Origin of the sequence: Castellaniella daejeonensis (assembly GCF_039523555.1) — a bacterium.
Lineage (GTDB): Bacteria > Pseudomonadota > Gammaproteobacteria > Burkholderiales > Burkholderiaceae_B > Castellaniella > Castellaniella daejeonensis.
On the sequence record NZ_BAAAFN010000004.1, the window covers coordinates 347,522 to 361,175 of the forward strand.

11 protein-coding genes are annotated in these 13,654 nt (G+C 66.9%); 7 read left to right on the forward strand and 4 right to left on the reverse strand.

Annotation, left to right across the window (positions count from 1 at the left end):
* Positions 1–16: 16 nt before the first annotated feature.
* Positions 17–1,843: a DNA mismatch repair endonuclease MutL gene (gene mutL, locus ABD022_RS01855; RefSeq protein ID WP_325124637.1), complete on the reverse strand. Its 1,827-nt coding sequence runs from the start codon at positions 1,841–1,843 to the stop codon at positions 17–19.
* Between the two features lie 126 nt (positions 1,844–1,969).
* On the opposite strand from mutL, the gene ABD022_RS01860 reads away from it, so the two are divergent.
* Complete coding sequence (locus tag ABD022_RS01860) at positions 1,970–2,614, forward strand: VTT domain-containing protein (RefSeq protein WP_325124636.1); 645 nt, start codon at positions 1,970–1,972, stop codon at positions 2,612–2,614.
* 25 nt (positions 2,615–2,639) lie between these two features.
* Here the strand turns inward: ABD022_RS01860 and ABD022_RS01865 are convergent, their stop codons facing one another.
* From ABD022_RS01865 to ABD022_RS01875, 3 genes are read right to left on the reverse strand one after another with little or no spacing between them, the layout of a single operon-like run.
* A complete protein-coding gene (locus ABD022_RS01865; protein ID WP_325124635.1) occupies positions 2,640–4,004 on the reverse strand; it encodes an N-acetylmuramoyl-L-alanine amidase in 1,365 nt (454 codons plus the stop codon).
* The gene (tsaE, locus tag ABD022_RS01870) at positions 3,971–4,477 is read right to left on the reverse strand and encodes a tRNA (adenosine(37)-N6)-threonylcarbamoyltransferase complex ATPase subunit type 1 TsaE (protein ID WP_325124634.1); all 507 of its coding nucleotides are present in this window, start codon (positions 4,475–4,477) and stop codon (positions 3,971–3,973) included. The genes ABD022_RS01865 and tsaE overlap by 34 nt, the downstream gene beginning before the upstream one ends.
* A gap of 16 nt (positions 4,478–4,493) precedes the next feature.
* On the reverse strand, positions 4,494–5,387 hold the full coding sequence (locus ABD022_RS01875; protein ID WP_325124633.1) for an AEC family transporter: 894 nt from the start codon (positions 5,385–5,387) through the stop codon (positions 4,494–4,496).
* A 524-nt stretch (positions 5,388–5,911) separates the two neighbouring features.
* Here ABD022_RS01875 and ABD022_RS01880 point away from each other — a divergent pair.
* The 6 genes from ABD022_RS01880 to ABD022_RS01905 all read left to right on the forward strand — a co-directional run.
* The gene (locus tag ABD022_RS01880) at positions 5,912–7,411 is read left to right on the forward strand and encodes a TolC family outer membrane protein (protein ID WP_325124632.1); all 1,500 of its coding nucleotides are present in this window, start codon (positions 5,912–5,914) and stop codon (positions 7,409–7,411) included.
* Between the two features lie 117 nt (positions 7,412–7,528).
* A complete protein-coding gene (locus ABD022_RS01885) occupies positions 7,529–7,750 on the forward strand; it encodes a hypothetical protein (RefSeq protein WP_325124631.1) in 222 nt (73 codons plus the stop codon).
* 13 nt (positions 7,751–7,763) lie between these two features.
* The gene (locus ABD022_RS01890) at positions 7,764–9,959 is read left to right on the forward strand and encodes a type I secretion system permease/ATPase (protein WP_325124630.1); all 2,196 of its coding nucleotides are present in this window, start codon (positions 7,764–7,766) and stop codon (positions 9,957–9,959) included.
* A gap of 5 nt (positions 9,960–9,964) precedes the next feature.
* Positions 9,965–11,320: an HlyD family type I secretion periplasmic adaptor subunit gene (locus ABD022_RS01895; RefSeq protein WP_425545189.1), complete on the forward strand. Its 1,356-nt coding sequence runs from the start codon at positions 9,965–9,967 to the stop codon at positions 11,318–11,320.
* 11 nt (positions 11,321–11,331) lie between these two features.
* Positions 11,332–11,979 (forward strand): helix-turn-helix transcriptional regulator, encoded by a 648-nt coding sequence (locus tag ABD022_RS01900; RefSeq protein ID WP_325124629.1) that lies wholly within the window; start codon positions 11,332–11,334, stop codon positions 11,977–11,979.
* A gap of 143 nt (positions 11,980–12,122) precedes the next feature.
* A partial coding sequence (locus tag ABD022_RS01905; RefSeq protein WP_343819724.1) for a retention module-containing protein occupies positions 12,123–13,654 on the forward strand: 1,532 nt, incomplete at its 3' end.

Here is a 13,654-nt window from a genome sequence, read left to right on the forward strand (position 1 = left end):
CACGGGGGCGCGGCGCCTACTGCCCCCGCATGAACAGCTTGTCCAGGTCGCCCAGGCTCCACTGGAACCAGGTCGGGCGCCCATGGTTGCACTGATCGGCACGTTCGGTGCGTTCCATCTGGCGCAACAGGGCGTTCATCTCGTCCAGTGTCAGCCGCCGGTGCGCGCGCACCGCGCCGTGGCAGGCCATGGTGGACAGCAGTTCGTTGCGCTGCTCGGTCAGCCGGGCCGAATGCCCGATGCGCTCGATGTCGGCCAGCACTCCGCGCGCCAGGGCCTCGATATCGCCCTGCGCCAGCAGGGCCGGTACGGCCCGCACGGCCAGCGAGGCGGGGCCGGTGGCGCGGATCCGCAGGCCCAGGCTGTCGAGCATGTCCTGATGCGACTGGGCGGTGGCCACCTGGATTTCAGTGGCGGTGAATACCACCGGAACCAGCAGCTCCTGCGCGGGCAGGGGGGCCTGGTCCAGCGCCTGCTTCAGGGATTCGTAGACGACCCGCTCGTGCGCGGCGTGCATGTCCACCAGGACCAGGCCGCGTGCGTTCTGGGCCAGGATGTAGATGCCGTGCAGCTGCCCCAGGGCCATGCCCAGGGGCAGGTCTCCGGCGTGCGGATCGGCGTCGGCGGCGTCCGGCGGACTGTACAGCTTGCGCCAGTCCTGGGCCGGAATCCGGTCGTTCAGGGGGAAGCGCTGCTGGACCGGAATGCGCGTGGGGTAGGGGGACGCAGGCCTGGTCTGGCCGGCAACGCCGACGGCAGCCGCCGGACTGGATCCGGGCGGCACGGCATCCGGCGTCCACTTGCCGGCGTCGCCGCTCGTCGGCGCGGGGGGCGCTTCGGTCGGGCCATCCACGGCGGCGCCGCCGCGTCCCGCCAGGGTCTCGCCCAGCGCCTGGGCAACATAGCGGTGCACCGCGCCGCTGTCGCGGAAGCGGACCTCGTGCTTGGCCGGATGCACGTTCACGTCCACCCCGGCTGGATCCAGGGTCAGGAACAGCACGAAGGCCGGCTGGCGATCCCCGTGCAGCACGTCGGCGTAGGCCTGGCGCACCGCGTGGGAGACCGTGCGGTCGCGTACGTAGCGGCCATTGACGTACAGGTATTGCCGGTCGGCGCGGTTGCGGGCGAAGGTCGGGCGCGTGATGCATCCTTCCAGCGCGACCAGCCCCTGCTCGGCCGACACGGGCAGGCTCTGGGCGGTGAATTCGTCGCCCAGCACGTCGCGGATGCGGCCCTGGATGTCGGTGGCCGGCCAGTTGCGCTGGGGCTTGTCGTTGTGGAATACCCGCAGGGCCACGTGCGGATGCGCCAGTGCGATCCGCTCCACGGCATCCAGGCAGTGGGCGTATTCGGTCTGTTCGCTGCGCAGGAACTTGCGCCGCGCCGGGATGTGGTCGAACAGCTGGCGCACGTCCACGCGCGTGCCCATGGGGCCTGCCGCCGGGGACGGGGCCGCCTGTCCGGCGGCGAGCTGCCAGGCCTGGGTGTCGTCGGCGGTGCGGGAAGTCAGCGTCAGCTGGGCGACCGAGGCGATCGAAGCCAGGGCTTCGCCGCGGAATCCCAGGGTGTCCACCGATTCCAGTTCCGCCAGCGACGTGATCTTGCTGGTCGCGTGGCGTTGCAGCGCCAGGGGCATCTGCCCGGGGGGGATGCCGTGGCCGTCGTCGGCCACCAGGATGCGCCGGATGCCGCCGCCGTCCAGGCGGATCTCGATGGCCCGGGCGCCGGCATCCAGGGCGTTTTCCAGCAGTTCCTTCAGGACGGAGGCGGGGCGTTCGATGACTTCGCCCGCGGCGATCTGGCTGATCAGGACGTCGGGCAGCGGGGCAATGGTTCGCATCATGAAAACGATTATAGTGAGCAAGGGATCCTGCGTTTGCAGCCTGTGCGCTGCGCGGACCCGGCGCGGCTCCGGTATGATCCCGGGACGCATCCATTCCCACCCATCGTTTCGAGGCTTCGCGGCCCAATGGCTGAACTCTTTCAACTCATCCTGCACATCGACCAGTACCTGGGGGTCTGGGTGGCGCAATACGGGGCCTGGATCTACCTGATCCTGGCGCTCATCATTTTCGGCGAAACGGGGCTGGTGGTGCTGCCGTTCCTGCCCGGGGATTCGCTGCTGTTCATCGCAGGCGCCTTCGGCGCTTCGGGCATGCTCGATCCGGTCCTGCTGGGCGGCATCCTGATCGCCGCCGCCATCCTGGGGAACACCGTCAATTACCAGGTGGGCCACTTCATCGGGCCCAAGGTCTTTTCACGGGACTACCGCTTCCTGGACCGCAAGGCCCTGATCAGGACGCATGCCTTCTACGAAAAGCACGGCGGCAAGACCATCGTGCTGTCGCGCTTCCTGCCGCTGTTCCGGACTTTCGCCCCCTTCGTGGCGGGGGTCGCAGGCATGCGCTGGGTGGCCTTCCAGTTCTACAACGCAGTGGGCGCCACGGTCTGGATCGCGGGTCTGATCACCCTGGGTTATTTCTTCGGCAATGTCCCCATCATCAAGGAACACCTGAATACCATCGTGCTGATCGGCGTGGGGGCGGCCGCCGTGCCGGCGGCCGGCGGCGTGCTGTGGAAACTGCTGCGCGGCCGCAAGGCAGGATCGGCCTGATCCCGCGGCCGCACCGCCCGGCGCGTCAGTCCCGCCGCGCCAGCGCGGGGTGCGCCGAGAAATAATCCTGGATTCCGTTCAGCACCGCGGCGGCGATGCGCTGCTGGTGCGCCGCCGTGCGCAGCAGCTGTTCTTCCTGGGGATTGCTGATGAAGGCGGTCTCGATCAGGATCGACGGGATGTCGGGCGCCTTCAGCACGGCGAATCCGGCGCGTTCGATGCGGTTCTTGTGCAGCTGGTTGATCTTGCCGATCTCCTGCAGAACCTGGGTGCCGACGCGGATCGAATCATTGATCTGCGCCCCGGTGGACAGGTCCAGCAGCACCTTGGCGACCTGGGCATTGTGCGCACCCAGGTTCACGCCGCCGATCAGGTCGGCGTCGTTTTCCTTCTTGGCCAGCCAGCGGGCGGCGGCGCTGGTGGCGCCGTGCTGCGACAGCGCCCAGACCGACGATCCGCGCGCCGACGGCTTGATCCAGGCGTCGGCATGGATCGAGATGAACAGATCGGCCTGGACGCGGCGGGCCTTTTGCACACGCACGTTCAGCGGTACGAAATAATCGCGGTCGCGGGTCAGGTAGGCCCGCATGTTGGGCTGCGCGTCGATCAGCTTCTTCAGGCGCAGCGCAATCTGCAGGACGATGTCCTTTTCGCGTGTGCCGCGTCGGCCGATGGCGCCCGGATCCTCGCCGCCGTGTCCCGGGTCCAGGGCGATCAGGATCGGACGATCGGGACGGGTGCCCGGTGCTGCGCGGGGCGGAGGCGGGGGCGTGTCGTCCGGCCGCTTGTGGGCGATCGGCGGCAGTTTCTGTCCTTCGACCGAGGGGATGGGCGCCTCGGTCGGGCTGTTCTGGGCCAGGTTTTCGAGAATGCCCGCGAGCGGATCGTTTTCCGCATCCTTCAGCAGGGCCATCAGGGGATCCTGCGCGACTTTCGGATACAGGTCCAGCACCAGGCGGTACTTGTATTCGCCAATGGGCTTCAGGGTGAAGACCTGCGGCGCGACGTCCTGCTTCAGGTCGAACACCAGGCGCACCACGTTGGGGCGGTTCTGGCCCACGCGCACGGTGCTGATGTAGGGGTCGTTGGGGCGGATCTTGGAGACCAGGTCATTGATGGCCGGGCTCAGTTGCACGCCTTCGATGTCCACCACCAGGCGGTGGGGGTTGTCGAGCGTGAAGTGTTCGGCCTTCAGCTCGGTGTCCATCTCCAGGGTCACGCGCGTGTATTCGTCGGCCGGCCAGGTCCGCACCGCCACGATGGTCGCGGCCTGCGCCAGGCGGGGCACGACGGGCAGCAGCAGCAGGGCGCCACCACCCGCGATCATCCTGCGCCGCAAGGGCGTGGCGGGGGCGCTCATCGGCGCGGCGGGTCCAGATGCGTCAGCCATTGTTGTCCTTTCTCACTGCAGGCGGTCAGGCGGGCATGCCGGCCGGTGCCGGCATATTCCAGGCGGATGTCCAGATCCGGGGGCGGCAGGCGCGTGCCTGCCTGCTCGGGCCATTCGATCAGGACGATCGCCCGATCGTCGAGCAGTTCGTCGAACCCGGCTTCCCGCCATTCATGCGCATCGCTAAATCTATAGAAATCAAGGTGATAGAAGTATAAGTTAGAAACGTTATAGCTTTCAAGAAGCGCGTAGCTCGGGCTCTTGATCCGGCCGGTCACTCCGCCGGCCCGCAGCAGGGCCCGGGCCAGGCTGGTCTTGCCTGCGCCCAGTTCGCCTCGCAGGTGGATGCGGCCTCCGGCGGCGGGCCCTCCGGGGGCGCGCCCGCAGGCCAGTTCGGCAAGGCGTTGCGCCAGGGCAACGGTGGCCTCTTCGTCGGGCAGGGGCCACTCCAGAGAAGGAAGCGGGGTCGTCATCGGGGACTCCAGGGAATCAGGCTGCGGCATTCAGCCATAGCGGCAAGGTCAGGGCGGACAGCAGCGTGCCGATCGACATGGTGACCGCCACCAGCCGGCCATCGCCGCCCATGCGGGCCGCCAGCACGTGAGCCGAGGAAGCCGTGGGCAGGGCGCTGAACAGCAGCAGGACCAGCCGTTCTCCGGCCGGCATGTCCAGCGCCCAGGCCAGCGCCAGCGCCACGGGCGGCAGCATGACCAGTTTGGCCGCCACCATCCAGGCCATCAGGGGCGCGTGCGCACGGCCGCCCTGCAGCGACAGGGTGGCGCCCACGCACAGCAGACCGATGGCAATGGCGCAGGCTCCCAGCCGGCCCGATGCGATTTCGAGCACGTGCGGGATGGGCACGCGCAGGAAATTGCAGGCCAGCGCAGCCAGCGTGGCCAGGATGAAGGGATTGCGGGCGATCTCGTGCAGGGCGCGCCCGCCGTGGCGGCTGGCCAGGGCATGCACCGCGCCGATGTTGCTGATCGGTACCGCGAAACCCACGATCACCGCCATGGTCGTTTGCGCCCCGGGCCAGCCCAGGCCGCCCGCCAGGGACAGGGCCAGGTAGGTGTTGAAACGGAAGGCGCACTGGGCGACCGAGGCGTGCGCCGCCGCATCCGGGCGCACTGCCAGGCGGCCGAGCCAGGCCAGCGCGATGCCGCCGAGCATCACGCCGACGGTGGCGGCCAGCAGCACCGAGGTATTGCCCAGGTCCAGCGGCGTGCGCGTGATCGAATGGAACAGCAGGCAGGGAAACAGAATGAAATAGACCAGCTTTTCCGCGCCCGCGAAGAAGGAACGGTCGAAGTGCAGGTGGTGCAGCATGGCCCAGCCCAGGGCGATCAGCAGGAAGTCGGGCAGGATGAGGGGGATGACGGACATGGTGGCTGGCCGGGATGGGCTGCCCTGATTGTACGTGCTTGGGGCTCCGGCAGGCCCATGCGGACGGGGCTGGAAGGCCCTGTCGTTGCGCTCAGGACTCGATTGTCATGGGAATTACCCTTAAACAATGTCAATTATTACGTTTTCGTCTCAGACAACACTAGTCACAGTTGGGTCGGATTCGTACAATGTATTCACGTTTTGAATATAAAACGTACCAAGACGCAAGTTCATGCTTCAAGAACTCCGGCCGGAAACCGGAGGCTCCGACTTGCCAGTGGGCGCAAGCCCTGTCGACTCCATGCGTACCCGATACTGATGTGATCGAGGCGGTTGCACCGTCCCTAATTCATAGGCACGGCACCATCGATCTTCGGCGCTGACACAGTCCGCCGATCGCGGTGCCTACACCCGTCCCTGTTGCAGGCTTCGGCCATTGCAGGTTGCTGCGGGTGCACGAGTTTCCATAAGACACGACGGTCCTCATGGATTGTCCTGGTTACCGAGTTCAGGAGTATTCGAACATGGCCAGTAAGAAAACTGCCCTTTCCGCCCTTTGCGCTGCCCTCGCCATCGCGTTCACTTCCCAGGCCTGCGCCGACAACGCCACGCTGACTCAGGCGGTCGAGACAGCAGTCCTCAACAATCCCGAAATCGGGGCGCAGTTCCACAACTTCCAGTCCGGCCTCGAAGGCCAGAAGGTCCGTCGTGGCGCCCTGCTGCCCGAGGTCAACCTGCAGGGCTGGACGGGCCGCGAGTACCGGGGCAGTACCAGCACCAACGGGTCCACCGACTGGTCGCGCAGCGGCTACAGCCTGTCCCTGCGCCAGCTGCTCTTCGACGGCTTCTCCACGATCAACGACGTGCGCCAGCTGGGCTTCGAGAAGCTGGCCGACTACTACACCCTGAAGGCCACGGTCGACGACCTGGCCCTGCAGGCGGCCCAGGCCTACCTGGACGTCCAGCGCTACCGCGAGCAGGTCGCCCTGGCGCAGCAGAACTACAACCTGCACAAAGACATCCTGGGCCAGATCTCCGAGCGCAGTTCCTCGGGGGTCGGGCGCGGGGTGGACGAAGTCCAGGCACAGGCTCGCCTGGCCCTGGCCCAGACCAACCTCATGACCGCATCGGGCAACCTGAACGACGTCACCCAGCGCTACCAGCGCATCGTCGGCATGGTTCCGGCCGAAACCCTGGCCGAGGCGCCCGCCGTCGAAGGCGAACTGCCCAAGGATCCCACCGATTTCAGCCAGTCGGTGCGCGTCAATCCTACCGTGCTGGCGAAGCAGGCGCTGGTCCAGGCCGCCGAGCGCGGCAAGGCCTCGGCACAGGGCCGCTTCTCGCCCACGCTCGAACTGCGGGCCGCCACGGGACGCGACCGCTCCGATCCGCCCTACATCAACGACGAAACCACCCAGAGCTCGAACGTCCAGCTGATGGCCACGTTCAACCTCTTCCGGGGCGGCGCCGACGCGGCGCGCGTGCGCCAGACCGCGGCACAGACCTACGCCGCCCGCGACGTGCGCGACTACACCTGCCGCAACGTCCAGCAAGAGCTCTCCATCGCCTGGAACAACGTCGTGCGGCTGCGCCAGCAGCTGCCCTTCCTGCGGCAGCACGAGCGCGACATCGCCCAGGTGCGCGTGGCCTACATGCAGCAGTTCAAGATCGGCCAGCGCACCCTGCTGGATCTGCTGGATACCGAAAACGAGCTGTTCGACGCCCGCCAGGCACTCACCAACGGCATCTTCGACCTGCGCGTTGCCGAATACCGCTGGCTGAGCCTGTCCCACAAGCTGATGCCGGCGCTGGGTCTGGCCGATCCCTACCAGGAACAGCCGGAAGAGGCCGCCAAGCTCCAGTTCCCCGACGAGGTCCTCAAGGCCTGCCTGACGCCGCTGCCGGATACCCGCAATCTGCAGCCCATCCAGGTCAATTATCAGTCCGGCCTCAAGCCGCCCGTGCTGGCGCCCGCCGGCAATGCGGCCGGCGCGTCGTCCGGCAAGGCCAGCGGCTGGAACTGATCCCACTGCTGGATAACTAAGGAACACCCGGGCCCATGGCCTGGTCTGAAGGTGAAGGTCCGGAGGTCTGCTGCCGTTGCGGCACTCCGGCTTTCCCTGCAGCTTTGGGGAATGCCGATGGCCTCTGAGCAAGAACGTTTCAAGCAGGATCTCTCCGAGCTGGACGCGGAATTCATCCGCGTCCTGGAAGACCTGATCGATGCATTGATCGCCAATGGTTCCCTGCGCCTGACCGACCTGCCTCCCCAGGCCCTGGCCAAGCTTGCCGAACGCAAACGCACGCGCCAGCGTCTGCAGGGGGCCCTGAATCTGATTCCCGACGACGATGCCATCATCTGAGGCTGCTGCCGCCATGGCCGCTCAACCCGAAGCCATCAATCCCGCCGGTGCTGCGCCAGCGTCCGAATTGCCGGGCGCCACGCCGCACCAGCTGCATGACGACTCCTTGCTCAACAGCCTGGTCCTGGTCACGAGATTGCTGGGCAGGCCCTGCACCGCCCAGCAGCTGTCTTCGGGCCTGCCCCTGGTGGACCAGCGCCTGACGCCGTCCCTGCTGGGCCGCGCGGCCGGCCGTGCCCAATGCAGCGCCCGCATCGTGCGCCGCGCCCTGGGCAATTGGTCGCGCAGCATCATGCCCGCCATCCTGTTCCTGAAGAACCAGCGCGCGTGCGTGCTGATCCAGGAGCGTGGCGACCATTACCTGGTCCATTATCCGGAAGCCGCCGAGCCCGTCGAAGTCCCGCGCACCGAACTGGAGGCCGAATATTCCGGCCTGGCCTGTTTCGTGCAGCCGCGCTACCGCACCGAAGACCGCACCCAGGACGCCCACATGCGGGCGCGCAGCGGCCATTGGTTCTGGGCCGCGATGCTGGGCAACTGGAAGCTCTACCGCGATGCCGTGGCGGCCGCCGTGCTGATCAACATCTTTGCGTTGATCATGCCGCTGTACACGATGAACATCTATGACCGCGTCATTCCCAACAGCGCGGTCGAGACCCTCTGGGCGTTGACCATCGGCATCGCCCTGGCGATGGTGTTCAACCTGGTGCTCACCGCCATCCGCGCCTATGTCGTGGACATCGCCAGCAAGCGGGTGGATGTCGAGCTGTCTTCGCGCATCATGGAACAGGTGCTGGACCTGCGCATGGAAAGCCGGCCGGTCTCCGTGGGATCCTTTGCCTCGAACCTGCGCTCGTTCGAGTCCGTGCGCGACTTCATCGCCTCCGCCAGCCTGACCACGCTGGTTGACCTGCCTTTCGTGCTGCTGTTCCTGGCCGTGCTGGCCTGGATCTCGCCGTGGATGGTGCTGCCCCCGCTGGTGGCCATCGTCGTGATCCTGGCCGTGTCGCTGTTTTCCCTGGCCCGGGTCGAAAAGATGACCCTCGAATCCTTCCAGGCCGGGGCGCAGCGCAACGCCGGCCTGATCGAGGCCCTGAACGGCATGGAAACCGTCAAGGCGCTGAACGCCCAGAGCCATGCCCAGCGCATGTGGGAAGAGTCCACCCGCTGGCTGGCCGAGCTGGGGGCGCACATCAAGCTCACGTCCTCCGTCACCGTCAGCTTCGTGCAGACCTGCCAGCAGCTGGTCAATATTTCCGTCGTGGTCATCGGCGTCTATCTGGTCCAGGAAGGCATGACCATGGGCGGCATCATCGCCGCTTCCATGATTTCGGGGCGCTGTCTCGCGCCACTGGGCCAGGTCGTGGGCCTGATGATGCAGTACCACAACGCCAAGGCGTCCCTGAAGTCCATCGACAATTACATGGGCATGCCGGTCGAGCGCCCGGCCGACCGCTCTTTCATGCCGCGGCCCGTCCTGAAGGGCGGCATCGAGTTCCAGGGCGTCACCTTCGCCTACCCGAACAGCTCGGTCGCGGCGCTGGACAACATCAGCTTCCGCATCCAGCCCGGCGAAAAGGTCGGCATCATCGGCCGCATCGGCTCGGGCAAGACCACCCTGGAAAAACTCATCCTGAAGCTCTATGCGCCCACTTCGGGCGCCGTCCTGATCGACGGCATCGATCTCAACCAGATCGATCCGGCCGACGTCAGGCGCGCCGTCGGCTATGTGCCCCAGGATCCGGTGCTGTTCTACGGCACGCTCAAGCACAACCTGACCATCGCCTCGCCCTTCGCCACGGACGAGGACGTCCTGGCCGCCGCCACCCTGGCGGGAGTGGATGAATTCGCCGCCGGCCACCCCGAGGGCTACGACATGATCGTCGGCGAGCGTGGCGATTCCCTGTCCGGCGGGCAACGGCAGTCGATCGCCATCGCGCGCGCCCTGGTCAACGATCCCCAGATCCTGCTGCTGGACGAGCCCAGCAGCAATATGGACCACCAGAGCGAATCCCAGCTCAAGACGCGCCTGCGGGCCGCCAGCCAGGACAAGACCCTCATTCTGGTCACGCACCGCACATCCTTGCTGGAACTGGTCGACCGCCTGATGGTCATCGACCACGGCCGCCTCGTCGCCGATGGTCCCAAGGCGCAGGTCGTCGAGGCCTTGCGCCAGGGCCGCATCGGCGGCGCGCGCAGGAGCGGATGATGGGGATGCTGCCAGATTTCCTCGCCGGTCTGCGGCGTTCTTTCGCTCCCAAGCATCAGGGCGGGCGCGGCGACATGATCGGCGACGCCGTCTGGACGCTCAGCCAGCAGCGCACGCGCGGTTCGCGTCTGCTGATCTGGATGTCGCTGCTCACGGTGGGTGTCCTGATCGCCTGGGCCTCCACCGCCAATATCGACGAGGTCGTGCGTGGCGAAGGCAAGGTCGTGCCCTCGCGCCAGGTCCAGGTCATCCAGAGCCTGGATGGCGGTGTCGTCCAGCAGATCCTGGTGCGCCCGGGCGACAAGGTCGTCAAGGAGCAGGTCCTGCTGCGCATCGACCCCACGCGCTATTCCTCGTCCCTGGGAGAAAACCGCGCCGAGGCCCTGGCCCTGAAGGCCAAGATCGCCCGCCTGGAAGCCATCGCCAACGACACGCCCTACCAGGCGCCCGAAGACGTCCAGGCCCAGGCACCCGCCCTGGCCGAGCAGGAACGCAACGTCTGGCTGGCCCGCACCCGCGAACTGCAGGCCAACCTGGAAGTCGCTCGCGAGCAGCTGAACCAGCGCCAGCAGGAATTGCGCTCCACCATCGCCAACCGCGACCAGGCGGCCACCAGTTGCGGCCTGGCCTCGCGCGAATACTCCATGACCAAACCGCTGCTTTCCAGCGGTGCCGTGTCGCAGGTGGACCTGCTGCGCCTGCAGCGCGACGTGGCGCGTTTCTGCGGCGAGCAGAAAGCCGCCGCCGCCCAGATCGACAAGATCCGGGCCTCCATCCAGGAAGCCGAGGCCAAGCTCAAGGAAACCGAGGTCACTTTCCGCAACCAGGCGCGCACCGACCTGTCCGACGCGCGTGCCAAGCTGTCCGCCCTGCTGGAAAGCCAGGTCGCCCTGGCCGACCGCGTCACCCTGTCCAACATCCGTTCCCCGGTCAACGGCACCGTCAAGACCCTGACGGCCAATACGGTGGGCGGCGTGGTGCAGCCCGGCAAGGACATCATGGAAATCGTCCCGTCGGACGATACCCTGCTGCTCGAAGTGCGCATCAATCCGCGCGATATCGGCTTCCTGTATCCCGGCCAGAAGGCCGAGGTCAAGTTCACGGCCTACGATTTTTCCATCTACGGCGGCCTGCAGGGCCATGTCGAGGAAATCGGCGCCGACTCCATCACCGACGAAAAGGGAAATTCCTATTACATCGTGAAGGTCCGCACGGAAACTGCCTACGTTGGCAGCGACGAGCGCCCCATCATTCCGGGGATGATGGCCGAAGTCCACATCCTGACGGGCAAGCGCACATTGATGCAGTATTTGCTCAAGCCCGTTCTGCGCGCGCATTCCAACGCCTTCCGCGAACGTTGAAAGGACTCGCAATGACGATACCGGTTCTGCTGCTGACCGCCGATGATGCCCTGTACCGCCATTGGTCCGGGCTGGACGGGATGGATTGGGCGCCCGCACGAGGCCACCGCCTGGCCGATCTGGCCCCCTGGGGGCGGCGCGGCGTTCTGGTCGTCATGGACGCCCGCCTGCTGCCCAAGGCCGGGGCGGACGTGCCCGACGTGCCGGCAGGGCTGCAGGTGGTCGTCGCCAGCACCCATCCCGGCGACCCTGAAGGCCAGCGCGCCCTGGTCGCGGGGGCTGTCGGCTACGTGCACGCCTACATGCCGGTCACCGGCCTGGATCGCGTCCTGCGCCATGTCATGGGCGGCGAAATCTGGGTGGGCAAGGGCATGCTGTCGCGCATGCTCAGCCAGATCGGGCAGGCCGCGCCCGAGCCCAACCAGGACTGGGCGCGCGACCTGACGGTGCGCGAACGCGACGTGGCCCGTTATGTGGCACTGGGCCATTCCAACCAGTCCATCGCCGACAGCCTGGGCATCACCGAGCGCACCGTGCGTGCGCACATCTCTGCCATCTTCGAAAAGCTGGGCGTCACCGACCGCCTGATGCTGGCCCTCAGGGTGCACGGCATCGACCAGCATGCGGCGCAGGCAGCGTCGCGCAGCGTGGACGCGTAGCTGGCTCCATGGCCTGGGCCGTATTGTCTTTTCCGACAATACGCAATTCAACGCCGGGCGCGTAGCATCCCGATACATGATCACCATTGCCGTGCGCCGATGCGCCGGTCAGTGCAACCGAATTCATCATTGAGGACTCCACCATGGCTACCGATACCGTCCTGATCACCCACGTCACGGGCAAGGCCTGGATGCGCGCATCCGACGGCACGCTGGTCGCGCTGCACGAAGGCATGCGCGTGCCGGTCAACGCGCACATCATGACGGACGAGGGTGCCAGCGTGACGCTGCAGGCGTCGGGCGTGCCGCCGGTGATCGTGGGCCAGAACACCGACATGCTGGTCACCGAGGACCTGGCTGCGGCGCAGCCCCAGCCGGCCGACAATGCCGTGACGCCGCCGGCCGATCCGGTGGTCGACCAGGTGCTGGCCGCGCTGGATGCGGGCCAGGATCCGTTTGCCATTCTGGATCCGACGGCCGCGGTGCTGACGGGCGGTGGTGGTGGCGGTGCCAGCTTCACGCGCCTGGCCAGCATCACAGAAGCCACCACGCCGCTGGGCCTGGCCTATCCGCGCCCGGGCGTGGAAACGCCCGAATTCGTGCAGCTGGGCGGGGCGGCCGCGGCTGCCGACGCCGTGCCGGCGGGTCCCACCCTGGATATCCCGGACCAGAACGACAATCCTGGCGGAGAGCAAGGCAACCCGCTGGCGATCCCCGGCACGTTCGATATCAACGAAGCCGACACGACCGTGGGCGTCGATGGAACTTTCACTTTCTCCGCACCGGCCGGCCTGGCCGCCCTGGTGTTCAACTTCTCGGGTGAAACCGGCACGGCCGGCGGCGATGCCGCGCCCGCGGCCGATTCCCTGACAGTGACGCTGGCAGAGCTCGTTGCGGCCACGCCGGGCACGCCCATCGTCATTGACACGGATCGGGGTGTGCTGACCCTGACCGGCTACGATCCCGCTACCGGCACTGTCACCTACCATTATGTGTCCGACGGCTGGCAGGACCATGCCGGTGCCGCCACGGATCCGTCCATCGGGCAGTACCTGCCCGATTCGATCGGGGTCACGGTGATCGACAGCCTGGGCCGTGCCGTCACCAGCCAGATCGTCGCGGCCATCACGGACACCGATCCGCTGGCCCGGCCCGATACGGCTGCCGTAACGGAAGACACTGTCCTGCAGGCCACGGGCAATGTCATCGCGGGTACCGGGATCGATAGCCAGGATACGCTGGCCGAGGATCCTACCCATGTCATTGCGATCCAGGCCCCGGGCGCGCCGGATGGCACGCCCGTGCCTGAAAGCGGCACGGTCACCGTGCAAGGCGCCTATGGCGACCTGGCAATCGACGCAGACGGAAACTATACCTACACGCTGGCCGGCGAAGGCGACCCGCGCTACGACGCCGTGCAGGCGCTGGGGGCGGATGCGCATCCCACGGAAGTCTTCACCTATACCCTGGCCGACCAGGATGGCGATGCCTCGACGACGACGCTGACCATCACGGTCAATGGCACGAACGACGTGCCCACGATCATCTTCGGCGGCGACAATGGCGCCGACGCGAACGCGGCGGTGTCGGAAGAAGGCCTTGGGTTCGGCATCCTGCCGCCGCACGGCCCCGGCATCCCGGATGACGCCGGCGCTCCGGATACGACCAACAGCGC